The 25,172-nt window shown below is 65.3% G+C and carries 24 protein-coding genes and 1 riboswitch; of the genes, 14 read left to right on the top strand and 10 right to left on the bottom strand.

Annotated elements, in window-relative coordinates; genetic code table 11:
* Position 1: 1 nt before the first annotated feature.
* The 9 genes from nuoG to NKJ28_RS18840 form a co-directional block, all read right to left on the bottom strand.
* Positions 2-2,083 carry an NADH-quinone oxidoreductase subunit NuoG gene (nuoG, locus tag NKJ28_RS18880; RefSeq protein ID WP_352450012.1) on the bottom strand — a complete coding sequence of 694 codons (2,082 nt, stop codon included), beginning with the start codon at positions 2,081-2,083 and terminating at the stop codon, positions 2-4.
* A 74-nt stretch (positions 2,084-2,157) separates the two neighbouring features.
* Positions 2,158-2,853: a helix-hairpin-helix domain-containing protein gene (locus NKJ28_RS18875; RefSeq protein WP_352636686.1), complete on the bottom strand. Its 696-nt coding sequence runs from the start codon at positions 2,851-2,853 to the stop codon at positions 2,158-2,160.
* Between the two features lie 78 nt (positions 2,854-2,931).
* The gene (gene nuoF / locus NKJ28_RS18870) at positions 2,932-4,236 is read right to left on the bottom strand and encodes an NADH-quinone oxidoreductase subunit NuoF (protein WP_023676626.1); all 1,305 of its coding nucleotides are present in this window, start codon (positions 4,234-4,236) and stop codon (positions 2,932-2,934) included.
* A 10-nt stretch (positions 4,237-4,246) separates the two neighbouring features.
* Positions 4,247-5,314 carry an NADH-quinone oxidoreductase subunit NuoE gene (gene nuoE, locus NKJ28_RS18865; protein ID WP_352570383.1) on the bottom strand — a complete coding sequence of 356 codons (1,068 nt, stop codon included), beginning with the start codon at positions 5,312-5,314 and terminating at the stop codon, positions 4,247-4,249.
* The gene (locus NKJ28_RS18860; protein ID WP_352570384.1) at positions 5,315-6,505 is read right to left on the bottom strand and encodes an NADH-quinone oxidoreductase subunit D; all 1,191 of its coding nucleotides are present in this window, start codon (positions 6,503-6,505) and stop codon (positions 5,315-5,317) included.
* Positions 6,506-6,514: 9 nt separating this feature from the next.
* Positions 6,515-7,120: an NADH-quinone oxidoreductase subunit C gene (locus NKJ28_RS18855; RefSeq protein ID WP_352570385.1), complete on the bottom strand. Its 606-nt coding sequence runs from the start codon at positions 7,118-7,120 to the stop codon at positions 6,515-6,517.
* Positions 7,117-7,656 carry a hypothetical protein gene (locus NKJ28_RS18850; protein WP_352636685.1) on the bottom strand — a complete coding sequence of 180 codons (540 nt, stop codon included), beginning with the start codon at positions 7,654-7,656 and terminating at the stop codon, positions 7,117-7,119. Before NKJ28_RS18850 ends, NKJ28_RS18855 begins: the two co-directional genes overlap by 4 nt.
* 6 nt (positions 7,657-7,662) lie before the next feature.
* The gene (locus NKJ28_RS18845) at positions 7,663-8,244 is read right to left on the bottom strand and encodes a NuoB/complex I 20 kDa subunit family protein (protein ID WP_023670824.1); all 582 of its coding nucleotides are present in this window, start codon (positions 8,242-8,244) and stop codon (positions 7,663-7,665) included.
* Positions 8,235-8,600 carry an NADH-quinone oxidoreductase subunit A gene (locus NKJ28_RS18840; protein WP_023676631.1) on the bottom strand — a complete coding sequence of 122 codons (366 nt, stop codon included), beginning with the start codon at positions 8,598-8,600 and terminating at the stop codon, positions 8,235-8,237. The genes NKJ28_RS18845 and NKJ28_RS18840 overlap by 10 nt, the downstream gene beginning before the upstream one ends.
* A gap of 335 nt (positions 8,601-8,935) precedes the next feature.
* Between NKJ28_RS18840 and NKJ28_RS18835 the strand changes: the two genes are divergently transcribed.
* From NKJ28_RS18835 to NKJ28_RS18800, 8 genes are all read left to right on the top strand, one after another.
* Positions 8,936-10,135 (top strand): winged helix-turn-helix domain-containing protein, encoded by a 1,200-nt coding sequence (locus NKJ28_RS18835; protein ID WP_352636684.1) that lies wholly within the window; start codon positions 8,936-8,938, stop codon positions 10,133-10,135.
* 29 nt (positions 10,136-10,164) lie between these two features.
* Positions 10,165-10,368, top strand: a riboswitch (cobalamin riboswitch).
* Positions 10,369-10,406: 38 nt separating this feature from the next.
* Positions 10,407-10,841 carry a DUF1636 family protein gene (locus NKJ28_RS18830; protein WP_352636683.1) on the top strand — a complete coding sequence of 145 codons (435 nt, stop codon included), beginning with the start codon at positions 10,407-10,409 and terminating at the stop codon, positions 10,839-10,841.
* Positions 10,838-11,878 carry a cobalamin biosynthesis protein CobW gene (gene cobW, locus NKJ28_RS18825; RefSeq protein ID WP_352617406.1) on the top strand — a complete coding sequence of 347 codons (1,041 nt, stop codon included), beginning with the start codon at positions 10,838-10,840 and terminating at the stop codon, positions 11,876-11,878. The genes NKJ28_RS18830 and cobW overlap by 4 nt, the downstream gene beginning before the upstream one ends.
* A gap of 18 nt (positions 11,879-11,896) precedes the next feature.
* Positions 11,897-15,544, top strand: a complete 3,648-nt coding sequence (locus NKJ28_RS18820; protein ID WP_352636682.1) for a cobaltochelatase subunit CobN — start codon at positions 11,897-11,899, stop codon at positions 15,542-15,544.
* Positions 15,541-17,010 (top strand): precorrin-3B synthase, encoded by a 1,470-nt coding sequence (cobG, locus tag NKJ28_RS18815; protein WP_352570390.1) that lies wholly within the window; start codon positions 15,541-15,543, stop codon positions 17,008-17,010. Before NKJ28_RS18820 ends, cobG begins: the two co-directional genes overlap by 4 nt.
* Positions 17,007-17,654: a precorrin-8X methylmutase gene (locus NKJ28_RS18810; protein WP_502896706.1), complete on the top strand. Its 648-nt coding sequence runs from the start codon at positions 17,007-17,009 to the stop codon at positions 17,652-17,654. The genes cobG and NKJ28_RS18810 overlap by 4 nt, the downstream gene beginning before the upstream one ends.
* A complete protein-coding gene (locus NKJ28_RS18805; RefSeq protein WP_352570392.1) occupies positions 17,651-18,409 on the top strand; it encodes a precorrin-2 C(20)-methyltransferase in 759 nt (252 codons plus the stop codon). The genes NKJ28_RS18810 and NKJ28_RS18805 overlap by 4 nt, the downstream gene beginning before the upstream one ends.
* Positions 18,406-19,170 carry a precorrin-3B C(17)-methyltransferase gene (locus NKJ28_RS18800; protein ID WP_352570393.1) on the top strand — a complete coding sequence of 255 codons (765 nt, stop codon included), beginning with the start codon at positions 18,406-18,408 and terminating at the stop codon, positions 19,168-19,170. Before NKJ28_RS18805 ends, NKJ28_RS18800 begins: the two co-directional genes overlap by 4 nt.
* On the opposite strand, the gene NKJ28_RS18795 is transcribed toward NKJ28_RS18800, so the two are convergent.
* Positions 19,134-19,916 (bottom strand): cobalt-precorrin-6A reductase, encoded by a 783-nt coding sequence (locus tag NKJ28_RS18795; protein WP_352636681.1) that lies wholly within the window; start codon positions 19,914-19,916, stop codon positions 19,134-19,136. The two genes, NKJ28_RS18800 and NKJ28_RS18795, sit on opposite strands and share 37 nt — an antisense overlap.
* 1 nt (position 19,917) lies before the next feature.
* Here NKJ28_RS18795 and cbiE point away from each other — a divergent pair, with 1 nt between their 5' ends.
* From cbiE to cobS, 6 genes are read left to right on the top strand one after another with little or no spacing between them, the layout of a single operon-like run.
* Entirely contained in the window at positions 19,918-21,159 is a 1,242-nt protein-coding gene (gene cbiE / locus NKJ28_RS18790) for a precorrin-6y C5,15-methyltransferase (decarboxylating) subunit CbiE (protein ID WP_352636680.1), read from the top strand.
* A complete protein-coding gene (locus NKJ28_RS18785; protein ID WP_352490360.1) occupies positions 21,156-21,536 on the top strand; it encodes a cobalamin biosynthesis protein in 381 nt (126 codons plus the stop codon). Before cbiE ends, NKJ28_RS18785 begins: the two co-directional genes overlap by 4 nt.
* Positions 21,533-22,297 carry a precorrin-4 C(11)-methyltransferase gene (cobM, locus tag NKJ28_RS18780; protein ID WP_352636679.1) on the top strand — a complete coding sequence of 255 codons (765 nt, stop codon included), beginning with the start codon at positions 21,533-21,535 and terminating at the stop codon, positions 22,295-22,297. The genes NKJ28_RS18785 and cobM overlap by 4 nt, the downstream gene beginning before the upstream one ends.
* Positions 22,294-23,100: a uroporphyrinogen-III C-methyltransferase gene (gene cobA, locus NKJ28_RS18775; RefSeq protein WP_352636678.1), complete on the top strand. Its 807-nt coding sequence runs from the start codon at positions 22,294-22,296 to the stop codon at positions 23,098-23,100. The genes cobM and cobA overlap by 4 nt, the downstream gene beginning before the upstream one ends.
* The gene (locus tag NKJ28_RS18770; RefSeq protein WP_352636677.1) at positions 23,097-24,410 is read left to right on the top strand and encodes a cobyrinic acid a,c-diamide synthase CobB; all 1,314 of its coding nucleotides are present in this window, start codon (positions 23,097-23,099) and stop codon (positions 24,408-24,410) included. The genes cobA and NKJ28_RS18770 overlap by 4 nt, the downstream gene beginning before the upstream one ends.
* Positions 24,407-25,168, top strand: a complete 762-nt coding sequence (cobS, locus tag NKJ28_RS18765; RefSeq protein WP_352636676.1) for an adenosylcobinamide-GDP ribazoletransferase — start codon at positions 24,407-24,409, stop codon at positions 25,166-25,168. The genes NKJ28_RS18770 and cobS overlap by 4 nt, the downstream gene beginning before the upstream one ends.
* Positions 25,169-25,172 lie beyond the last annotated feature (4 nt).

The raw sequence follows: 25,172 nt of genomic DNA, 5'->3' as shown, positions 1-25,172 counted from the left end.
TCTACTCCGCCGCCTGCCTGAAGCCGTTCTTCGCCAAAGCCGAGCACTCGGCCATCACCGCGGAAGCCCGCGCGATCGGGTTGGTCAGGTAGAAATCCTTGACCGGCGAGGTGAAGGTGCCCTTGTTCAGCCGCCCGCCGAGCTTGGCAACCCTGGCGATGTCGGCCGGGTCGCCGGCCGCGACATGGTCGATGCGGGCAAGATGCGGGTATTCCGCATAGAGCTTTGCGCGCAATTGCGGCAGCGAATCGAACGGCAGCTTCTTGCCGAGAACATCCGACAGTGCCCGAAGGATCGCCCAGTCCTCGCGTGCTTCGCCGGGCGCGAAGCCGGCACGGTTGGTCTGCTGCACGCGCCCCTCGGTGTTGACGAAGGTGCCCGACTTTTCGGTATAGGCGGCACCCGGCAGGATGACGTTGGCGCGATGCGCGCCCTTGTCGCCATGCGTGCCGATATAGACGACGAAAGCGCCGCCGGTCTTGGCCATGTCGATTTCGTCGGCACCGAGCAGGAACAGCACATCGGTCTCGCCGAGCATGCCGGCGACATTCCTGCCGCCCTCGCCCGGCACGAAGCCGACATCGAGGCCGCCGACGCGTGCCGCGGCGGTGTGCAGTACGGCAAAACCGTTCCAGTCGGCCCTTGCGGCATTGACGGCGACGGCGAGCTTCGCCGCCTGGCCGAGCACGGCCGCCCCGTCCGGACGCGCCAGCGCACCCTGGCCGACGATGATCAGCGGATGCGTCGCCTTCTTCAGCAGCTGGAAGAACTTGCCGTTACCGTCGGCCAGATCCTTCAGCGATTCCGGCCCGGCGCCGACCTGCTCGTAATCATAGCGCGTATCGCCGACATCGCCGATGACGCCGACCGGCAGATTGCCGGCCCGCCAGCGCTTGCGGATGCGGGCGTTGAGCAAGGATGCCTCGAAGCGCGGATTGGCGCCGATGATCAGCACCGCATCGGCCTGTTCGATGCCTTCGATGGTCGGGTTGAAGACATAGCTCGCCCGGCCGAGCGACGGATCGAGTGCGGCGCCGTCCTGGCGGCAGTCGGTGTTCTTCGAGCCGAGCGAAGCCATCAGAAGCTTCAGCGCGTAGATCTCCTCGACGGCTGCGAGATCGCCGGCAATGGCACCGATCTTTTCGGGTGCCGCATTCGACACCGCTTCCTTGATCGCGGCAAAAGCCTCGGCCCAGCTTGCCGGGGCCAGTCTGCCGTCCTTGCGCACATAGGGGCGGTCGAGGCGCTGCGTGCGCAAACCGTCCCAGATGAAGCGGGTCTTGTCGGAAATCCACTCCTCGTTCACCGCCTCGTTGGTACGCGGCAGGATGCGCATCACTTCGCGGCCTCGGCTATCGACTCGGATCGCCGAGCCGACAGCGTCCATCACGTCGATGGATTCGGTCTTGGTCAGTTCCCACGGCCGTGCCTGGAAGGCGTACGGTTTGGAGGTCAGCGCACCAACCGGGCAAAGGTCGATGACATTGCCCTGCAGTTCCGAAGTCATCGCGCTTTCGAGATAGGTGGTGATCTCGGCATCCTCGCCGCGGCCGATCAGGCCGAGCTCGGATATGCCGGCAATCTCGGTGGTGAAGCGGACGCAGCGCGTGCAATGGATGCAGCGGTTCATGATCGTCTTGACCAGCGGCCCAATATACTTGTCTTCGACCGCCCGCTTGTTCTCATGGTAGCGCGAGGAATCGACTCCGAACGCCATCGCCTGGTCCTGCAGGTCGCACTCGCCGCCCTGGTCGCAGATCGGGCAGTCCAGCGGATGGTTGATCAGCAGGAATTCCATCACGCCTTCGCGCGCCTTCTTGACCATCGGCGTGTTGGTGAAGATTTCCGGCGGCTCGCCGTTCGGGCCGGGGCGCAGGTCGCGCACGCCCATGGCGCAGGACGCCTGCGGCTTGGGCGGGCCGCCTTTCACCTCAATCAGGCACATGCGGCAATTGCCGGCGATCGACAGCCGCTCGTGGAAGCAGAAGCGCGGCACTTCTGCGCCGGCGTCCTCGGCCGCCTGCAGCAGCGTGTAATGGTCGGGTACAGTGATCTCTTTCCCGTCGACCTTGAGCTTTGCCATTTCGCCTCAAACCCCTGCGGACGTTCCGCAATCTTTCCTTCCGGGCGCAGCCGAGACCGCGCACGATATTGAATTCACTTTTTGGCCCCGGCCAACGCGGCCGCCTGACCGATCCAGCCGTCACGGCCGATGCGGCCCTTCAACGACAGGTAATCTTCGACCCAGGCGATCTCTTGCGGCGTCCACGCGGCGATCTGGGCGTATGTCCAGATGCCAAGGCCGTTCAGCACCTTTTCCAGTTTCGGCCCGATGCCCGATATCGCCTTGAGGTCGGCGGGCTTGGCTGGCCGATCCATCGGCCTGGGCTGCTTGAAATCTTCCGGCATCAGCCCGGCCGACGCATCCGCTGCAACGGTGCTCGCATTCGCCAAGCTCCGCGCCGCGGTGCTCGTCGCAATGTCGGTCACATCGTTGGCGAAGGACTGCGCCTCGGCAATCAGGGTTTTGGTCGCCGCGCGCGCCTTTATCGATGAGCTTTTGCCGGTCGCGGAAACGCGTTCCGTTCGCGCCTCGAAATCCTCGGCGACCGGCTGCCAAAGCCGCTGCGAGGTTTCGGCCGCGCCCGAAAGCACGCCCATCCAGATGCCAAAGGCGTGGTTGGCAAGACCGATGCCGAGTGCCGTCATCGCCGCCGCGCCCGCGACAGGATGCGCCAGGAGATTGACGGCATTGGCCATCTCCTTCGGCATCATCCTGGTCAGATCCTGGTTCATCTTCAAGAACGGGTCCATATCGGGCGTAAAATCGTCGGGTGTCGAAAACAGCGACATAGGTGGTCTCCTGGTCGTTTCCGTCTGCCCCGCGCTCGTTTCCTCGTTTCGGGCATTCGCCCGCATTTTTGAATTCTTCTATTCCGCCGCCGCCAGCACCGGTTCGGCGCGGTGCGCGTTGCGCGAAAACTCGTCGATGCGCCGCTCCACCTCGCCGCGGAAATGCCGCATCAGGCCCTGGATCGGCCATGCTGCCGCATCGCCCAGCGCACAGATCGTGTGGCCCTCGACCTGCTTCGTCACGTCGAGCAGCATGTCGATCTCGCGCTTCTGCGCTTCGCCGCGCACCAGCCGCTCCATCACCCGCCACATCCAGCCGGTGCCTTCACGGCAGGGCGTGCACTGACCGCAGCTTTCGTGCTTGTAGAAGTAGGAAAGCCGCGCGATCGCTTTCACGATATCGGTCGATTTGTCCATGACGATGACAGCCGCCGTGCCGAGGCCCGATTTCAGATCGCGCAGCGCGTCGAAATCCATCGGCGCGTCGATGATTTGCTCGGCCGGCACCAGCGGCACCGAGGCGCCGCCCGGAATGACCGCCAGCAGATTGTCCCAGCCGCCGCGGATGCCGCCGCAATGCGTCTCGATCAGTTCGCGGAACGGGATCGACATCGCCTCTTCGACGGTGCACGGATTGTTGACGTGGCCGGAGATGCAGAACAGCTTGGTGCCGACATTGTTGGGCCGACCGAAGGACGAGAACCAGGCGGCACCGCGGCGCAGGATGGTCGGCGCGACAGCGATGGACTCGACATTGTTGACCGTCGTCGGGCAGCCATAGAGGCCGACATTGGCCGGAAATGGCGGCTTCAGCCGCGGCTGGCCCTTCTTGCCCTCGAGGCTTTCGAGCAGCGCCGTTTCCTCGCCGCAGATATAGGCGCCGGCGCCATGATGCATGTAGATGTCGAAATCGTAGCCGGAGGTGTTGTTCTTGCCGATCAGCTTGGCCGCATAGGCCTCGTCTATGGCGCGTTGCAGCGCCTCGCGCTCGCGGATGAACTCGCCGCGCACATAGATGTAGGCGGCGACCGCGCCCATGGCGAAGCCGGCAAGCAGGCAGCCTTCGACCAGCGTGTGCGGGTCGTGGCGCAGTATGTCGCGGTCCTTGCAGGTACCGGGCTCGGACTCGTCGGCATTGACGACGAGATAGCTCGGCCGGCCGTCGCTTTGTTTGGGCATGAACGACCATTTCAGCCCGGTCGGGAAACCGGCACCGCCGCGGCCGCGCAGGCCCGATGCCTTCATCTCGTTGACGATCCACTCGCGCCCCTTGGCAACGATGCCGGGCGTGTTGTCCCAGGCGCCGCGCGCCATGGCGCCGGCCAGCGACTTGTCGAAGCGGCCGTAGATGTTGTTGAAGATGCGGTCTCTGTCCTGAAGCATTGCTCGTTCCTCAGACCGGCTTCTTGCCGGTCGGCCGGCTCCTGTTTCCGGGCGACGGCTTGGCCGCCTTGGCGGCAGCCTTCGCCGGTTTGACCTTGGCCTCCGGCGCCTTGAAAGCAGACGCCGGCTCGGCCTTGTTCTTTGGGCCCTTGCGCTGTTTCGAGACGTCCTCGACCTGCGGTTCGGCCTTGTTGGCATTGGCGGCCGAATGCAGAGGCGCTGCGACGCTCGCCGCCCTTTCCGCCGCAGGCGCGACTTTCGTCGCCGACGGCGATTTCAGCGCCGGGCTGGTCTCGACCGCATCGGTTTTCGGCTTGCTGGCATTCGAGGGCGCAACCGGCGCCGGTGCAGGCGCGGCCGAAGCCGCTGGCGGAACTGGTGCTGCGGCGGCAGCCGCCGGCTCTGCATCCTTGGCGGCCTTGGTCGCCGCCCTGGTTTCCCGGTCGCGGGTCGCCTTGAGGATCGCCTTTTCGCTCTTGAGGGTCGTCAGGCCGCTGGCCGGCTCCGAGGTGATGCGGCCGTTTTGCGGTCCTGGCGTCACCGAAGCACCTTTGCCGGCGTCATAGAGGTCGATGATCTCGGCAAGCCGCTCCGGCGTCAAATCCTCATAGGTGTCCTTGAATATCATCACCATCGGTGCGTTGACGCAGGCGCCGAGGCACTCGACCTCCTCCCACGACAGCGTGCCCTTGTCGTTGGTGTGGAATTGGTCGTGATGGATTTTCGAGCGGCACACATCCATCAGCGCTTCCGAGCCGCGCAGCATGCAGGGCGTGGTGCCGCAGACCTGGATATGCGCGCGGGTACCGACCGGATTGAGCTGGTACTGCGTATAGAAGGTCGCGACTTCGAGCCCACGGATACGGGGCATGCCGAGCATGTCGGAGATCGTCTCGATCGCCGCCTTGGTCACCCAGCCTTCCTGTTCCTGCGCCAGCATCAGCAAGGGAATGATCGCGGACTGTTCGCGCCCCTTCGGATATTTCTTGATCCACTGCTTCGCCGCCGCCGCATTCGCCCGGTTGAAGGCGAAGGAGGCTGGCTGGAGGCTGGCTTCTGCGAGACGGCGGACTGACATTTAGCGATCGACCTCACCAAACACGATGTCGAGGGAGCCGAGAACGGCGGTAACGTCGGCCAACATGTGGCCGCGGCAGAGGAAATCCATGGCTTGCAGATGTGCAAAGCCTGGCGCGCGCAGCTTGCAGCGGTAGGGCTTGTTGGTGCCGTCCGAGACCAGATAGACGCCGAACTCGCCTTTCGGCGCCTCGACGGCCGCATAGACCTCGCCGGCCGGCACGCGGTAGCCTTCGGTATAGAGTTTGAAGTGATGGATCAGCGCTTCCATCGAGCGCTTCATCGCCTGGCGCTTTGGCGGCACCACCTTGCCGTCGAGGTTAGACACCGGTCCGCTGCCTTCCTTGCCGAGCAACAGGTCGACGCACTGGCGCATGATTTTTGCCGACTGCCGCATCTCTTCCATGCGCACCAGATAACGGTCGAAACAGTCGCCGTTCTTGCCGATCGGAATGTCGAAATCCAGCTCGGCATAGCATTCGTAAGGCTGCGATTTGCGCAGGTCCCACGGCGCGCCCGAGCCGCGCACCATGACGCCGGAAAAACCCCAGGCCCAGGCGTCCGCCAAGGAGACGGTGGCAATGTCGACATTGCGCTGCTTGAAGATACGGTTGCCGGTCAAAAGCGCGTCGAGATCGTCGACCGATTTCAGGAATGGGTCGATCCACTTGCCGATGTCCTCGATCAGCTTCTGCGGCAGATCCTGATGCACGCCCCCGGGGCGGAAATAGGCAGCATGCATGCGCGAGCCCGAGGCGCGCTCATAGAACACCATTAGCTTTTCGCGCTCGACAAAGCCCCACAGCGGCGGCGTCAGCGCGCCGACATCCATCGCCTGCGTCGTCACATTGAGGATGTGCGACATGATGCGGCCGATCTCGGAGTAGAGAACTCGGATCAACTGCCCCCGCTTCGGCACCTCGATACCGAGCAGCCGCTCCGCGGCAAGCGCGAAGGCATGCTCCTGGTTCATCGGCGCGCAATAGTCGAGCCGGTCGAGATAGGGCACGGCCTGCAGGTAAGTCTTATGCTCGATCAGCTTTTCCGTGCCGCGATGCAACAGCCCGATATGCGGATCGACGCGATCGACGACTTCGCCGTCGAGTTCTAGAACCAACCGCAAAACACCATGGGCAGCAGGGTGCTGAGGCCCAAAGTTGATATTGAAGTTGCGAACGGAAGTCTCAGCCATTTTGGCGTCTCAATTCGTCTTGGCTTTTTCGTCGCCTGGAAGGACGTAATCCGTCCCCTCCCAAGGGCTGAGAAAATCGAAATTGCGGAATTCCTGTTTGAGCTCGACCGGCTCGTAGATGACGCGCTTGGCTTCGTCGTCGTAACGCACCTCGACGAAGCCGGTCAGCGGAAAGTCCTTGCGCAGCGGATGGCCTTCAAAGCCGTAATCGGTCAGAATCCGCCGCAGATCCGGATGGCCTGAAAACAGCACGCCGTAGAGATCGTAGGTCTCGCGCTCGAACCAGTCGGCGCCGGGATAAATCCCGGTGATCGACGGCACGAGCGTCTCTTCGTCGGCCTGGACCTTGATGCGGACGCGGATATTCTGTCTCGGCGACAGCAAATGATAGACCACGTCGAAGCGCTTTGCCCGCGACGGATAATCGGCGCCGCAAACGTCGATGATCGAGATGAACTGGCATTTCGGATCGTCGCGCAGGAAGGTGACCACCTCGATCAGGTCGCGCGGCTCGACTGGGATGGTGAGTTCGCCATAGGCGAATACCGCCTCGCCGATCCGGCCGACCAGTTTCTCGCCGAGATAGGTCGAGAGATCATTCAACGCCTGGGTCATGACAGCCTCGCCAACCAGTCCAGAATCTTGCGTGAGTCTTCCGGATCTTTCTCACCGAACCAACCGCTCTCCGTGGCCGCGTCAATGGTCAAAAAAACCTGGCATTCATCATCGTCACCCAGCTCGCCAAAAAACAGCTTTCCGACAAACTGCCGGGTTTCGAGGTTTGCCGGGTCCCCGTTCAGGGCAACGCACTCCACAAACAACTTTTCGGTAACTGCTCCCTGGCCCGGCGCCGAAGAGGAAAGCTTGGCCGACATTTCAGCAATCAGGTTCTTGGTTCGATCGCCAAGCGAACGCAGTCTCACGTCGCCATGATAAAAGACTATTCGTGGGTCGCTTGTCGGCTCAGCCTCCCAATCATTTAGTCGAATGTCGACACCGAGACCAGCAGCACCAAATTTCGTATCTGCTAAAAGCGCAGAAGAATAAAACGTCGAACCGGCGTCCGTTTTTACAAATCGCTGTTCAGACGTCTTGAACATCAAATCCAGCCAAGGCTCAGGGTTGCCATGAATAATCCCATCTTCATCCACGGCGATTTACCGCTCGATCGTGCCGGTGCGGCGGATCTTCTTCTGCAGCAGAAGGATGCCGTAAAGCAGCGCTTCGGCGCTCGGCGGGCAGCCGGGCACGTAGATGTCGACCGGCACGATGCGGTCGCAGCCGCGCACCACCGAATAGGAATAATGATAATAGCCGCCGCCATTGGCGCATGAGCCCATCGAGATGACGTAGCGCGGCTCCGGCATCTGATCGTAGACCTTGCGCAGCGCGGGCGCCATCTTGTTGGTCAGCGTGCCGGCAACGATCATGATGTCGGACTGACGCGGAGACGCGCGCGGCGCGACACCGAACCTCTCCGAGTCATAGCGCGGCATCGACGTATGGATCATCTCGACGGCGCAGCAAGCGAGACCGAAGGTCATGAACATCAACGAGCCGCTGCGCGCCCAGGTGATCAGCGCCTCGGTCGAGGTGACGAGAAAGCCCTTGTCGGCGAGCTCGTTGTTGATCTCCAGGAAGAATGGATCGTCGGACCCGACCGGCCTGCCGGTGTTGGGATCGATGAGGCCCTTGGGCTTCGGCGCGACGAGCGTGCCGGAACTGTCGTTCAATCCCATTCCAGCGCTCCTTTTTTCCATTCATAGGCAAAGCCGATGGTCAGCACCGCCAAAAACACCATCATCGACCAGAAACCGAGCATGCCGATCTGGCTGAACGACACCGCCCACGGAAACAGGAAGGCCACCTCCAGATCGAAGATGATGAACAGGATCGACACCAGGTAGAAGCGGATGTCGAATTTCATGCGGGCGTCATCGAACGAGTTGAAGCCGCACTCATAGGCCGAAAGCTTTTCCGGATCGGGGTTGCGATAGGCCACCAGGAAGGGTGCGGCGAGCAGCGCCAGCCCGACGATCAGCGCCACGCCGATGAACAGGACGATGGGCAGGTACGAACCTAAAAGTGCGTTCATGCTGCAGTTTCCGTTGGCGGCCAATCCACTCTGATTACAGCACCGGACCCACTTGCGGAAGCGTGACAGTTTAACCACTGAACCGTTTTAAGGAGGCTCTATGCTGCAACGCGGCGAGGGTTAGCGCAGCGCTTTCGGCGAAGCAAGTCAAACCTTGTTCAAATCGCGGTGCTGGACGGCATATCCGGGAAAACTGGTCCGATCCGCTCCTGTTTGATTTCCTTCACTTTTTACTCCACTTTTCTCTCCTGACATGAATGCCGCCAAAACCCTGTTAGCATGGCACGGAATCGCAGGTCATTTTCTCTGTCTAAAATCGTCCGGATGCCGCCTTCATGAAGGAAAAAATCTCGCTTGCCATGGCCCGCCGCATTGCGCTCGCGGCACAGGGATTCAATGACCCGCGCCCCACCGGCACGCCTGACCGCCGGCATCTGGCCCGCGTGCTTGCCCGTACCGGCCTGCTGCAGATCGATTCCGTCAGCGCCGTGGTGCGCGCCCACTATATGCCGCTCTATTCGCGGCTTGGCCCCTACAAGCTGGCGCTGCTCGACGACGCCGCCGTAACGCGCAAGCGCATGGTCTTCGAATATTGGGCGCACGAAGCCTCCTTCTTGCCGGTCGAGACCTATCCGCTGATGCGCTGGCGCATGCAGCGGGCCGAATGCGGCGACGAAATGTACAGCGGACTGGCCAAATGGGGCCGCGAGCACGCCGCCTATATCGAAGACATCTATCGCGAGGTCGCCGAACGAGGCCCGATCGCGGCGTCGGCTTTCGAAGGCCAGAAGGGTTCGGGCGGCTGGTGGGGCTGGAGCCATGCCAAGCACGCCTTCGAATGGCTGTTCTGGGCCGGCCGCATCACCACGGCGCATCGCCGCGGCTTCGAACGGTTCTACGATCTGCCGGAGCGCGTATTGCCGCCGGCGGTACTCGCGCTACCGGTTCCCCGTCCCGAGGATGCTCACCGCGAATTGCTGCGCATCTCGGCCCGCGCCCACGGCATCGCCACGGCAGGAGACCTGCGCGACTATTTCCGCCTCTCGCCCGCCGACATCAAGGGCCGCATCGAGGAGTTGGTCGAGGCCGGCGACCTGTTGCCGGTGAGCGTCGAAGGCTGGAACAAAACAGCCTATCTCCACAAGGACGCCCGTTTGCCGCGCAAGATCGAGGCGCGCGCCTTGCTCGCGCCGTTCGATCCTGTCGTCTTCGAACGATCGCGCACCGAGCGGTTGTTCGACTTCCACTACCGCATCGAGATCTACACGCCGGCCGAAAAGCGCCAGTATGGCTATTACGTGCTGCCGTTCCTGTTCGGCGACAGCATCGTCGGGCGCGTCGACCTCAGGGCCGACCGCCCGGCCGGCGTCTTGCGCGTCCATGCCGCCTATGCGGAGCCCGGCGCCTCGCTGCAAACCGCAGCCGAGCTTTTCGAAGAATTGAAGCAGATGCAGGGCTGGCTCGGCCTGGAACGCATCGAGGTGACCGCTGCCGGCGACCTCGGCCGGCCGCTCGCGGATATCGCCGCGTCATAGACGTGCGTTGACACGACTGCCTCCACAAGCCTAAATCCGTTCCAGACGGTCCCCTGCCCGCAACGGCAGGGGCCAAGAGGGAATGCGGTGCGAAATCTCGATTTCAAATCCGCGGCTGTCCCCGCAACTGTAAGCGACGAGCCTCGGCCGAAAACCACTGGGATATTCCCGGGAAGGCGGCACCCAGGCGATGACCCGCGAGCCAGGAGACCTGCCGTCTAGGACATAAGAATCCGATCGCCTGGCGGGTTTTCCGGGCAAGGAGCCTGATTTGGAACACGACAGCAGTTTTCCGGCTGAGACAGCGGATTTATTGTCCGGCCATGGTGATTCCCCGGCCGGCGTTACCGTCATCGTCTGCTCGTCCTGCCGTGACGAGACCGGTTCGGACGCTTATCCGCGCGCCGGCGAACTGCTCGCAGAGGACACGCGCCGCGCCGCTTCCAGCGAAAACATCAAAATCCGCACCGTCGAATGCCTCGGCAATTGCAAGCGCCGGCTCAGCGCGGCCATGCTGCGCGACGGCTGCTGGAGTTACGTCTTCGGTGATCTGACCACGACCAGCGGCGCCGATCTCGTCACCGGGGCAAAGCTGTTCGCCACCTCGACGGATGGGCTCATTCCATGGCGCGGCCGTCCCGATTGCCTGAAGCGCGGCCTGGTTGCCCGCATCCCTCCCCTTGACCTTTTGAAGGACCTGACATGACCGCTGCCTCCCTTTCGCGCGTTCCCTGCACCGTGGTCACCGGCTTTCTCGGCGCCGGCAAGACGACGCTGATCCGCCATTTGCTCGAAAACGCCAAAGGCAAGCGCCTAGCCATCATCGTCAACGAGTTCGGCGACATCGGCATTGACGGCGAGATCCTGAAGGGCTGCGCCATCGACACCTGCCCCGAGGAAAACATCGTCGAGCTGGCCAATGGTTGCATCTGCTGCACCGTCGCCGATGATTTCGTCCCGGCGCTGGACCAGATCCTGTCGCTGACGCCGAGGGTCGACCACATCCTGATCGAGACATCCGGCCTCGCTTTACCCAAGCCGCTGGTCCAGGCCTTCCAGTGGCCGTCGGTGAAAAGCCGCGTGACGGTGGACGGCGTCATTGCCGTGGTCGACGGACCGGCGCTGGCTGATGGCCGCGTAGCCAACGACATGGACGCCCTGCAGGCCCAGCGCGCGCAGGACGAGACGCTCGACCATGACGATCCGGTCGAGGAAGTGTTCGAAGACCAGCTCGCCTGCGCCGACCTGATCATCCTGTCGAAGAGCGACCTGATGGACGCAGCCGGCTCGGCCCGTGCCAATGCCGTCATCGGCAAGCACGTTGCGCGGGCGGTGAAGATCGTACCGACTTCGCAAGGCAAGGTCGACCCGTCGGTGCTGCTCGGCCTCGGCCTCGCCGTCGAGGACGACATCGAGAACCGCAAGACCCACCACGACGACGAGCTCGACCACGAACATGACGATTTTGACTCGTTCGTCATCGACATCGCGTCTGTGTCCAACCCGGACGAGCTCGCACAACGGGTCGCCACGGCGGCGGAGGAAGAAAACGTGTTGCGCGTCAAGGGTTTCGTCGAAGTCGGCGGCAAGCCGATGCGGCTCCTGCTGCAGGCCGTCGGTCCGCGCGTCAACCACTATTACGACCGCGCCTGGACCGCTGAAGACGACCGCCGCTCGCGCCTGGTCGTCATCGGCCTGAAAGGGCTGAACCGCCCCGCCATCGAGCGTATCCTCGCCGGCTGACCCCAGGTACGAGCCGCGATGCACATCCTCACCACCACATCCGCCTCGCTCGACGATCTCGCCGAGCCTGTCGATCTCAGGCAAACGCCTGCGGATGTCGTGGCGCTGTCCTTCACCGACAGCGACCTGGCCGGGCTGGCGGCGGCGTGGAAGGCAGATGCGCACCGCCTGCCGTCGATGCGGCTCGCCGCCTTGCGCGACCTGCGCCATCCGATGTCCGTCGACCTGTGGATCGACAGCGTCGCCCGCCACGCCAAGGTCATTCTGGTCCGCATCCTCGGCGGCTATGACTGGTGGCGCTATGGCTGCGACCAGCTCGCCGTTATCGCGCGAAATCGCGGTATCAAGCTGGCGCTCCTACCGGGCGAGAGCCACGACGAGGATTTGCGACTGATCGAAGGCTCGACGCTGCCGCGCGAGGAGTTGGACGCCCTGCTTGGCTATTTCCGCGAGGGCGGGCCGGCAAATATGACGGCGCTGGTGCAGAGGCTGGCAAGTCTCGCTGGATCGGGTGCGGCGGTAGCCGAACCTGTTAGCGTGCCAAAGGCGGGATTTTACGAGCCGGGACTGGGGGTCGTAGAACGCGGCGTCCCCCTCCCCCTCGAGGGGAGGATCCGGCCGCAGGCCGGGGGTGGGGTCCTCTCCGAAGCGCGCCTACACAAAACGTCGCGCACTGCCGTGACGACCCCACCCGGCCCTGCGGGCCACCCTCCCCTCGAGGGGGAGGGGGACGTCGTGCCAATTCTCTTCTACCGTTCGATGCTGCTCGCCGCCGATGTCGCGCCCATCGACGCGCTTTTCGAAGCCCTGCGCCACCGCGGCATGGCTCCCGTGCCTATGTTCGTCTCCAGCCTCAAGGACCCGGCGTCGCTCGCCTTTGTCGAAACCGCGCTCGCAACCCTGAAGCCTGCCGCCACCATCACCGCCACAGCTTTCGCCTCGGGTGCCGAGCCCGGTGTCGAAACCCTGTTCGACCGCGCCGGCGTGCCGGTGTTCCAGGTCATCGTCGCGACCACCCGCCGCGACATCTGGCAAACCAATCAGCGCGGCCTGGCGCCCGCCGACCTTGCCATGCATGTCGTCCTGCCCGAGCTCGACGGCCGCATCCTGGCCGGCGCCATTTCATTCAAGGGCGAAAGCGAAACCGACCCGGCGCTGGCCTTCCGCGCCTTCGCCAACCGGCCTGAGCCCGACCGCGTGGCGCAAGTGGCGAACCGTGTCGAGGCCTTCGTGCGCCTGCAGCGGACGCCGCGTGCGGAGCGCAAGCTCGCCATCCTGATCCCCGACTATCCGAGCGCCCCCGGTCGCACCGGCTACGCGGTTGGTCTCGACGTGCCGTCCAGCGTGCTGGCAATGCTGCACGACCTGAGCGAACAGGGCTATGCCGTTGAAAGGATTCCGCAAACGCCGCGCGAGTTGCTGGAGACGCTGGAGCGTGGAGGTGAAGGGTTGGGGTTTGAGGACTATCTCGGGTACTCGGCGGAATTGCCTGCTGAAGCGATAGCTGCAGTGACGGCCGCATGGGGGAATGCGGGAGATGAGACAAGTTTGTGCGAGGCACCCCCCTCTGTCCTGCCGGACATCTCCCCCTCAAGGGGGGAGATTGGCAGTTTCGCCGACGGCTCTCGCTCAACATCCTTGGTGATTGGCGAAAGCAGAGACAACAGCGCAATCTCCCCCCTTGCGGGGGAGATGTCCGGCAGGACAGAGGGGGGTGTTCAAGCGCCTGCCGCCGCAAAATTCGCCTTCCGCGCAGCCACCTTCGGCAACGTCACCGTGGCACTCGCACCTGACCGCGGGCGCTCAGCCGACCGCCGCGCCGACTATCACGACCCGACGCTGCCGCCGCGCCATGCGCTGGTCGCCTTTGGCCTCTGGCTGCGCAAGTCGCTCGGCATCCATGCAATTGTCCATGTCGGCGCCCATGGCACGCTGGAGTGGCTGCCCGGCAAGACCGTTGCGCTCAGCGAAAACTGCTTTCCCGAGATAGTCACCGGTCCCCTGCCCGTCATCTATCCCTTCATCGTCTCCAACCCGGGAGAGGCAGCGCAGGCCAAGCGGCGCATTGCCGCCGTCACGCTCGGCCATCTGCCGCCGCCGCTGACCGGCGCCGGGCTGGACGAAAACCAGCACAGGCTTGAACGACTGGTTGACGAATATGCCCAGGCCGACGGGCTCGACCGCCGCCGCCGCGACCGCCTGGCGAAGCTGATCGTCGAGACGGCGGAAAAGACCGGCCTCGCCTCAGAGGCAGGCGTCGCCAGGACCGACGCAGCCGACGAGGCTTTGCGCCGCATCGACGCCTGGCTCTGCGATCTCAAGGATTTCGCCATCAAGGACGGCCTGCACATTTACGGCCGCTCGCCGGAAGGCGAGGCTGATCCGGTACGGCGGCAAAGTGCGGCAGCTGAAAAAACCGCGCTGCTTGCCGCCCTCGATGGCCGCCACGTCGCTGCCGGTCCGGCCGGTGCGCCGGCGCGTGGCCGGAGCGATGTGCTGCCCACCGGCCGCAATTTGTTTACCGCCGACCCGCGCACCATGCCGACGCCGACCGCCTATGATCTGGGCAAGGTGGCAGCGGAAGAAGTGGTCCGCAGCTACATGCAATCGCATGGCGACTGGCCGCGCTCGCTGGTCATCGACCTGTGGGGCTCGGCCTCGCTGCGCACCGGCGGTGAGGAGATCGCGCAAGGCCTGGCGCTGATGGGCTGCCGGCCGCAATGGGATTCCGCCACCGGCCGCATCACCGGCATAGATGTGCTGCCGCCGGCAACACTCGGCCGTCCGCGCATCGATGTCACCTGGCGCATATCGGGCCTGTTCCGCGACATGTTCCCGACCCAGATCGCGCTGATCGACGCCGCGGCCAACGCGGTGGCGACCCGCGACGAGGATGATTCGGAAAACCCGCTCGCCGCTAGGACCCGCATCGACGGCAAGATCAGCCCGCGCATTTTCGGCACCTCGCCGGGCACTTACGGCGCGGGCGTCGAGGACTTGTTGTCGAGCGGCGACTGGGCCGCGCGCGAAGAGATCGGCCGCACCTATCTCGCCGCCACCTCGCACGCCTATGGCGGCTCCGAGGGCAAAGGCATTTCGGCGCCCGGCGCGTTCGAGGATCGCCTCGCCGAGGCCGATCTTCTGGTTCATACCGGCGACGACCCCGGCCGCGACATCCTCGAAGGCTCGGCCGACGTCGCCTTCATCGGCGGCTTTTCTGCAGCACTTGCCGCGCTCGGCAAAAACGCCGACGTGATCGTGCTCGACACCACGGACCCGCAAAGACCGAAGCCGCGCTCGGTTGGTGAGGCCGTGTCGCGCGTCGTGCGGGCACGCGCCGTCAATCCGCGCTTCATCGCCGGCCAGATGCGTCATGGCCCGCGCGGCGCCTCGGAATTCGCCGAGACGGTCGACCGGCTTGTCGGCTTTGCTGAGACTACCCATGCCATATCGGGCACGCTGATCGAGGCGATGCACGACGCCTATCTTGGCGACCCCGTGGTGCGCGCCTTCATACTGCGCGAGAACCCGGCGGCGGCGAAGGTGATTGCCGAGCGTTTGCTGTCGGCACGGCGGCGCGGGCTCTGGCATCCGCTGCGCAATTCGATCGATGACGATCTCGCCGCACTGATTGCCGAAGCGCAAGCTCTGGGAGTGGCGGCATGAACGCTTTCTCGCGCCGTGGCGCCTGCCCTGCCTTGTCCGCGCCGATGCAGACCGGCGACGGGCTGCTGGTGCGGCTCAATCCGGTCGCTGGAGGACTGTTGCCGAAATCGTTGATCGGACTCTGCGAATCTGCCTTGCGCCATGGCAACGGTATCATGGAAGTGACCGCCCGCGGCAGCCTGCAGATCCGCGGCCTGACGTCGGCAAGCGCGCGGCTGCTGGCGATGGAGGTCGATGCGCTCGGCATCGCGGTGCGCACCGGCGTGCCCGTCGAGACCGGCCCGCTGGCCGGGCTCGACCAGGAGGAGATAGCCGACCCGCGCCCAATGGCGCAGCGGATTCGGGCGGCAATTGAGGACGCCGGTGTTACGCAACGGCTTGGCCCGAAGGTGTCGGTGATTGTTGACGGCGGCGGGCAGCTGACAATGGATGCGGTTACGGCCGATGTCAGGCTGGTCGGGGTGCGGGCCGCCGACGGAATTAAGTGGCGGGTATCGCTCGCCGGAGATGCGCAGGGTGCCACGCCGCTGGCGATGTCCGAGGAAGATGCGGCTTGTGACATCGCCGTCGCCATTCTCAGGATGGTTGCCGAAAAGGGCCGCGATGCCCATGCGCGGGATTTGACGGCGAGGCAGCTGAGATCTCTCGCAAGTTGGCGATCCGTCGCGCCCCCCTCTGTCCTGCCGGACATCTCCCCCACAAGGGGGGAGATCGGCAGCTTCGCCGGCGGCTTCCCCCCAGCACCTTCGGCGATTGGCGAAATCGGAGACGAAGGCGCAATCTCCCCCCTAGAGGGGGAGATGTCCGGCAGGACAGAGGGGGGCGCGAAGGATCGCCGGCCCATCGGAGTTTTCGATCTGGCAGCCGGCAGTACCTCCCTCGGCATCGGCCTGCCGTTCGGCAGCATACCAGCGCAAAAACTTATCGATCTCACCCAATACGCCCTCATCCTCGGCACCACCGAAATCCGTCTGGCGCCGGGTCGCACGCTGCTTTTGCTTGGCCTCTCCCCAGCCGCATGTCTTTCACTCCAGAAAACCGCCGCAACCCTCGGCTTCGTCACCGACGCAGCCGATCCGCGCACCAGGATCGCCGCCTGCCCGGGTGCTTCCGCCTGTGCCTCGGGCCGCATCGCGACACGCAACATCGCCGAGACCATCGCCGTGGAAGACCGCGATATCCTCGATTCCTCGCTGACGCTGCACATCTCCGGCTGCGCCAAGGGTTGCGCCCATCCCGGTCCGGCGGCGCTGACCCTGGTCGGTGGCGAAAACGGAGCCGGACTTGTCGTGGACGGGACGGCAAAGGCATTGCCCGCCGGATACAGGCCGGGCTACGACGCCGCGCACGGCATCGGCCGCGTTGCAGCGATGATCCGCAGCGCACGACATTCCGGCGAAACCGCTGCCGCCTGCCTGGCAAGGCTCGGCGCGGCCGGCATCACCGAAATCTACCGACAGGAATGAGCATGCCCGCCCAGAACGCCTACGACTACATCCATGACGGCACGGCGATCTACGAGCGCTCCTTCGCCATTATCCGCGCCGAGGCCGACCTGTCGCGCTTTTCCGAAGCCGAGGCCGAAATCGCTATCCGCATGATCCACGCCTGCGGCCAGGTCGATGCTTGCAGGCACTTCGTTTTCTCGAGCGATTTCGTCGCCGCTGCGCGCACGGCGCTGGGGGCCGGCGCGCCGATCTTCTGCGACGCGCAGATGGTCTCGCATGGCGTCACGCGCGCCCGGCTTCCGGCCGGCAACGAGGTGATCTGTACGCTGCGCGATCCGCGGACCGCCGACATCGCGAAAAAGATCGGCAACACCCGCTCGGCCGCGGCGATCGACCTGTGGGGCGAGCGCATGGCCGGTTCGGTCGTCGCCATCGGCAATGCGCCGACAGCCCTTTTCTATCTGCTGGAGAAGCTGCGCGACGGCGCCCCGAAGCCGGCGGCGATCATCGGCATGCCGGTCGGGTTTGTCGGCGCCGCTGAATCGAAGGATGCGCTGGCCGAAAATTCCTATGGCGTGCCTTACGCCATCGTGCGCGGCCGGCTGGGCGGCAGCGCCATGACCGCCGCCGCCCTCAATGCATTGGCGAGGCCGGGCCTATGAATGCGATTGCAAAAGGCAGGCTTGTCGGCGTCGGCACCGGACCCGGCGACCCGGAACTCTTGACGCTGAAGGCAGTGCGCGCGCTGGCCGAGGCCGATGTCGTCGCGCATTTCGCTAAGCGCGGCAACAACAGCAACGCCCGGGCCATCGTCGAAACCCATTTTCGCTCCGATTTGATTGAACTGCCGCTGCTCTATCCGGTGACGACCGAAATCGACAAGGATCACAGCGATTACCGCTCGCAGATCACCGATTTCTACGAGGAATCGGCCGAAAAGGTCGCCGCGCACCTCAGCGCCGGCAGGATGGTCGCTGTGCTTTCGGAAGGCGACCCGCTTTTCTACGGCTCCTACATGCATCTCCATGTCCGGCTGGCGCACCGCTTCCCGACCGAAGTCATTCCCGGCATCACCGCCATGTCCGGCTGCTGGTCGGCGACCGGCCTGCCGATCGTCCAGGGCGACGACGTACTGACCGTATTGCCCGGCACCATGAGCGAATTCGAGCTGATGCGCCGCCTCGCCGACACCGACGCCGCCGTGATCATGAAGGTCGGCCGCAACCTGCCCAAGATCAAGCGCGCGCTGGAGGCAACCGACAAGCTGGCGCGGGCCATCTATGTCGAGCGCGGCACCATGCCGGGCGGTGTCTCGATGCGGCTTGCCGACAAAAAGGATGGCCAGGCGCCTTATTTCGCCATCGTGCTGGTGGCCGGCTGGTCGGGCCGGCCAAACGCATTGAGAGCCGAAGCATGAGCGGCCGCCTCACCGTCATCGGCCTCGGGCCCGGCGACGCCGACCAGGTGACGCCGGAGGCAAGCCGCGCCGTTGCCGAGGCAAAATTCTTCTATGGCTACAAGCCTTATCTTGACCGGCTCGATCTGCGCCCCGACCAGATTCGCGTCGCTTCCGACAATCGCGAGGAACTCGCGCGCGCCAAGGACGCGCTGCTGAAGGCTGCGGAAGGCCACGATGTCGCCGTCGTGTCGGGCGGCGATCCCGGCGTCTTCGCCATGGCCGCGGCCGTCTGCGAGGCGATAGAGGCGGGCCCACCCGAATGGCGCGCGGTCGACATCGCCATCGTGCCCGGTATCACCGCCATGCTCGCCGTCGCCGCCCGCATCGGCGCGCCGCTCGGCCACGATTTCTGCGCCATATCGCTGTCCGACAATCTGAAGCCGTGGGACCTGATCGAGCTACGCCTGCTGGCGGCAGCGGGCGCCGGCTTCGTCATCGCGCTCTACAACCCGATCAGTAAGGCGCGCCCATGGCAGCTAGGCCGCGCCTTCGAATGCCTTGCTGCGATCCTGCCCGGCACCACGCCGGTGATCTTCGGCCGTGCCGCCGGCCGTCCCGACGAGCGCATCGAGGTTTTTCTGCTGGCGGACGCCGATGCCGCGAAGGCCGACATGGCGACCTGCATCATCATCGGCTCGCCGGAAACCAGGATCATCAAGCGGGGTGACAAGGCCGCGCTGGTCTACACGCCGCGTTCGGCAGCTGGCCCAAGAACATGACCGACCAGAAAATGATCGACCATCGCGGCAAGAGATTCGACGGTCTCAGCCGACGTGACGTCCGGCAGCGCCGGCCTGCGGATCATCACCACCTCGATTCCCAGCGCTCGCGCGGCCGCGATCTTGCCGTAGGTTGCCTCGCCGCCGCTGTTTTTGGAAACAACGACTTCGATGTGGTGTTGCAGAAGCAGGGCATGTTCGTCGACTTCCCGAAACGGCCCGCGCGCCAAGAGATAGGTCGCGTCGGGCACAGCGAGCCTGGGCTCGACCGGGTCGACACTGCGGATGAGATAATGATGCTGGGGAGCGGCCTTGAAGGCAGCGACCTCCTGTCGCCCGAGCGCCAGGAATACGCGGCGCGGCACCGATCCCAAAGCCGTCACCGCGCTGGCAACGGTGTCGACCAACATCCAGCGATCACCTTCGACCGCCTCCCATCCGGGACGCCTGAGCGTAACGATAGGCACGCCGGTCATGCGCGCTGCTTCCGCCGCATTGGCGGAGATTCGCGCCGCATAGGGATGCGTGGCGTCGATCAGCAGGTCGATCTTGTTCTGGCGGAGATACGCCGCCAGCCCGCCGGCACCGCCGAAGCCGCCGACCCGCACCGGCACCCCCTGCGCGGCCGGGTTTTCGGTGCGGCCGGCCAGCGACAGTATGACCGAAATATCCGGGCGCGCGGCCAGCTTTCCGGCCATTTGCCGGGCTTCGGTGGTTCCGCCGAGGATCAGAATGCGGTGGGTCATCATGCCTGCTGAAGCTCCGCGCGGCGCCAAGCTCACCTCAAAGTGGCTCACGATCATCGGCATCGGCGAGGACGGTGTAGCGGGTCTCGGCGACGAGGCCAAGCGGTTGATCGCGGAGGCCGAATTCGTCTTCGGCGGCAAGCGCCACCTTGCCCTCGTCGCGTCGCTCGCCAAAGGTGAAGCGCGCGCCTGGCCGACACCTTTCGATGCCGAGCTGCGCGACGTGCTGGCGCTCTCCGGCAGACGCGTCTGCGTGCTGGCCTCCGGCGATCCCTTCTACCACGGTGTCGGCGTCACCCTTGCCCGCAAGGTCGCTGCAGAGGGTATGCGGGTGATCCCCGCGCCCTCGGCCTTCTCGCTGGCCGCCGCCCGCCTTGGCTGGCCGCTGCAGGATATCGAGACCGCCTCGCTGCATGGTCGCTCGCTCGACCTGATCCGGCCGTTGCTGCATCCTTGCACCCGCATTCTCGCGCTGACCTCGGACAGCGATGCACCGGGAGCGATTGCCCGTCTCATGACCGAACTTGGCTTCGGCGCTTCGCGGTTGACGGTGCTGGAGGCGCTGGGTGGGCCGAACGAAAGGCTGCGCTCGGCGAGCGCCGGCACTTTCGACCTCGAAAAGATCAACCCGCTCAACGTGCTCGCGATCGAAGTTGAATCGACTTCGCAAGCACGCATCCTGCCGCTGACAGCGGGACTTGCCGATCATTTGTTCGAGCATGACGGCCAGATCACCAAGCGCGAAGTGCGCGCCGTCACCCTGTCCGCTCTCGCGCCAAGACGCGGCGAACTGCTGTGGGACATCGGCGCCGGATCGGGCTCCATCGGCATCGAATGGATGCTGGCCCATCCCTCCATGCGCGCCATTGCCGTTGAGGCCGATCCGGCCCGCGCCACCCGCATCCGACGCAACGCCCCGGCCTGCGGCGTTCCCGGTCTCACCGTCGTCGAAGGTTCGGCACCGCAAGCTCTTGCCGGGCTGGAGACGCCCGCGGCGATCTTCGTCGGCGGCGGCGGCAGCGATGCCGGCGTGCTGGAGGGAGCCATCGATGCCTTGCCTGCCGGCGGCCGCCTTGTCGCTAATGCGGTGACCCTGGAGATGGAGGCGCTGCTGCTTTCCCGTCACGCCGCGCACGGCGGCCAGCTCACCCGCATTGCTATATCCCGTGCTTCGCCGGTTGGTTCGATGCAGGCCTGGCGGCCGGCTATGCCGGTCACTCAATGGAGCTGGGTGAAGCCATGATGGTCGCGGGCATCGGCAGCCGCAAAGGCGTCAGCGCGCGCGACGTGCTTGCCGCGGTAGAAACCGCCCTGGAAGCGCACGGGCTTGCCCTGCCCGCGCTTTCAGCCCTCGCGACCGCGTCTCTCAAGCAGGATGAAGCGGCAATCTTCGCCGCCGGACGCGAACTCCGCCTTCCGGTGATCGTCGTCGAACAGGATGAACTCAAAGCCGCATCTACGACCAGCCGTTCCGACCTATCGCAGGAGCATGCCGGCACGCCGTCGGTTTCCGAAGCCTCGGCGCTTGCCGCCGCCGGCAAAGGCGCAAAACTGCTCGGGCCGCGCACCGTGCTCGGTGCTGTCACTTGCGCCATCGCCATCAGCGGAGATGCGGTATGACCGTTCACTTCATCGGTGCCGGCCCGGGTGCTGCCGACCTCATCACCTTGCGCGGCAGCCGCCTGCTCGGCAGTTGTCCCGTCTGCCTCTATGCCGGATCGATCGTCGCGCCGGAGCTGTTGCAGCACTGCGCGCCCGGAACGAGGTTGATCGACACCGCGCCGATGTCGCTCGACGAGATCGAGGCCGAATATCTGGCCGCCCACGCGGCCGGCAATGATGTCGCCCGCCTGCATTCCGGCGATCTTTCGGTGTGGAGCGCCGTTGCCGAGCAGATCCGCCGGCTGGAAAAGCACGGCATTCCTTACACGCTGACGCCGGGCGTGCCGTCCTTCGCCGCTGCGGCGGCAGCGCTGCGCCGCGAGCTGACCATTCCAGAAGTCGCGCAAAGCCTGGTGCTGACCCGCATCTCCGGCCGCGCCTCGCAAATGCCTCCCGACGAAACGCTGGCCGGCTTTGGCCGCACCGGCGCCACGCTGGCCATCCACCTTGCCATCCACGCTATCGACCGCGTCGTCGCCGAGCTAACGCCGCATTACGGCGCCGACTGCCCGGTGGCGGTCGTCTTCCGTGCCTCCTGGCCGGACGAGCGCGTGCTGACCGGCACGCTGGCCACCATCGAGGCGCAACTGGCCGCCGATCCGATGGAACGCACGGCAATCATCTTCGTCGGCCGCTCGCTGGAGGCGGAGGGCTTTGGCGAAAGTTCACTGTACGACGCGCACTATCAGCGACGCTTTCGCGGACGGGACGGATTGTGAGCGGCAGCAACAGAAACACTACGGTCGAGCAGGCGCTCACCCGGCTCAACTTCAAGCCGCGCCAGCTTGAGCCCGGGCATGTCTGGCTGGCCGGCGCCGGCCCTGGCGATCCCGGCTGCCTGACGCTGGAAGTGCTAGCCGCCCTCGGACAGTGCGACGCGCTGGTTTATGACGCGCTGGTCTCGCCAGAAGTCGTCGCTGTCGCCGAGGGCGCGGAACTGTTCTATGCCGGCAAACGCGGCGGCAAGCCGTCGATGAAGCAGGACGACATAACCGCTCTGCTGGTCCGGCTGGCGCGCGCGGGCCGGCGCGTCGTCAGGCTCAAGGGCGGCGACCCCTATATTTTCGGGCGTGGCGGCGAAGAGGCGCTGGCGCTGGCCGGGGAAACTATCCCGTTCCGCATCCTGCCTGGCCTGACGTCCGGCCTCAGCGCGCTGGCCGCGACCGGCATTCCCGGCACCATGCGCGGCATCAACAAGGCGCTGATCCTGGCGACCGGCCATGCCGCCGGCACCGATGATGATCTCGACTGGGCGGCAATCGCCCGCACCGGCCAGCCGGTGGTCATCTATATGGGCATGGCCAATCTGCCGCTGATCGCCGCCTCGCTGCTCGAGGGCGGGCTGGCGCCTTCGACGCCCGCCGCGGTGATTGTCGCTGCGACGACACCGCAGGAACGGATCGTCGTCGCCACGCTCGCCACGATTGCCGAGGAAACGGCCACAGCCGGCTTGACCTCGCCGGCGCTGATCGTCGTCGGCGGTATTGTCGCGATGCGCGCGGCACTGGCGGGTGAGTCATGACCCGCGCCATCATCATCGGCGCGCCGCGCTCGGGCTCGGGCAAGACCAGCGTCACCATCGGCATTTTGCGCGCACTTGCCCGGCGCGGCCTGAAAGTGCGCGGCGCCAAATCCGGCCCGGACTATATCGATCCTGGCTTCCACACCGCCGCCACAGGCTTGTCCGGCATCAATCTCGACAGCTGGGCAATGCCGCCCGCCCTGCTCAACGCACTGGCCGGCGAAGCGACCGAAGATGCCGATTTCATCTTCCTCGAAAGCGCCATGGGCCTGTTCGACGGGATCCCTGCTGCTCCAGGCCGTTCCGGCTCGGCTGCCGACCTTGCCCGGCTTTACGGCCTGCCGGTGCTGCTGGTGCTCGACGTCTCCGGACAGTCGACCACGGCGGCGGCCGTCGCCAAGGGTTTTGCCACTTACGATCCGGATGTGCGCATGGCCGGGGTCGTGCTCAACCGGCTGGGCAGCGAGCGCCACCGCCGGTTATGCGGCGATGCCATCGAGGCACTCGGCCTGCCTGTCGTCGGTGCCATCCTGCGCGATCCCTCGCTCAACCTGCCCGAGCGCCATCTCGGCCTCGTCCAGGCCGGCGAATATGAGAATCTGATGGCGCATCTCGACCGCCTGGCCGACATGGTCGAGCGCTCGCTCGATCTCGACGCCATCATGGCGCTGGCGGCGCCATTCACGCCTGCGCCGGGCAATTTCGGCGACGCGCTGCCGCCGCCCGGCCAGCGCATTGCACTCGCCGAGGACGCCGCCTTCACCTTCCTCTATCCGCATGTCGCCATGCATTGGCGCAAGGCCGGCGCCGAAATCGTGCCGTTCTCGCCGCTCGCCGATGAGGCGCCTGGCGACGATTGCGATATCTGTTGGCTGCCCGGCGGCTATCCCGAGCTTCACGCCGGCCGCCTCGCCGCCGCCGCGAATTTCAGGGCGGGCATGGCGAGGTTCGCCGCCACGCGGCCGGTGCATGGCGAGTGCGGAGGCTTCATGGTGCTCGGCGAGGCACTCGAGGACGCGTCGGGCGAGACGCATCGGATGCTTGGCCTCCTCGGCCATTCGACCAGCTTCGCCAAGCGCAAGATGAACCTCGGCTACCGCGAGGCACGGCTGCGGTCCGGGTGTCCGCTCGGCAGCCAAGGCACGCTGATCCGCGGTCACGAATTCCACTATGCGCAGATGATTGCGACCGGCAGTGACGAGCCGCTGGCCGACCTCGCCGACGGGCAAGGCAATCCGCTCGGCGCCTCCGGCTACCGGCGCGGCAATGTCAGCGGCACGTTCTTCCATGCCATTGCGAGGGGCGGATGAACGCCTCGCAACGGCAGCTCCTCGAAGACATCGCGCTTTGCCTCGTCTTCTTCACCCGGCTGCCGCTGCCCGGAACCGACTTCCGTGGCCGCAGCTTTGCCGCTGCGATCTGGGCTGCACCGGTCGCCGGTCTCGCCGTCGCTCTGGCCGGTGCGCTGGTCTACGCCATCGGGACAAGGCTCGGCCTAGCCGCAGGTCCTGTTGCCGCGTTGGCCCTTGCCGCGATCTTGCTCGCTACCGGCTGCCTGCATGAGGACGGGCTTTCGGATGTCGCCGACGGTTTTGGCGGCGGCAAGACGCGCGACAGAAAGCTGGAGATCATGCGCGACAGCCGCATCGGTGCCTACGGCGCTTGTGCACTTGCTGTCTCGCTGCTGATCCGCTGGAGCGTACTCTCTGGATTCGCCGGCCCGGCTCATGTCTTCTGGGCCCTCATTGCCGCGCATGCCGCTTCGCGCGGCCTGCTCGGCGCCTTCATGCACCTGCTGCCGCCGTCCCGCAGCGACGGCCTTTCGGCCGAAGCGGGCACCGTCTCGGCTAAAACAGCTGGCATCGGTGCCGTACTCGGTGCGGTCGCGCTGCTGGCGCTTGGGTTCAGTGCTGCCATGTTCGCGCTCATCCTGCTTGCGTTCTTGTTTGCCGCGTTTCGAGCGCTTTGCCTCAACCAGATCGGCGGCCAGACCGGCGACACCGTCGGCGCCCTGCAGCAGCTCGGCGAGATCGCAATCCTGCTCGTCGCTTCCGTTTCCCTGTCTTGACTCT

Origin of the sequence: Mesorhizobium sp. M0145, assembly GCF_040322355.1 — a bacterium.
In the GTDB taxonomy this organism is placed as follows: Bacteria; Pseudomonadota; Alphaproteobacteria; order Rhizobiales; family Rhizobiaceae; genus Mesorhizobium.
This window is presented reverse-complemented; position numbering and strand designations above follow the sequence as displayed.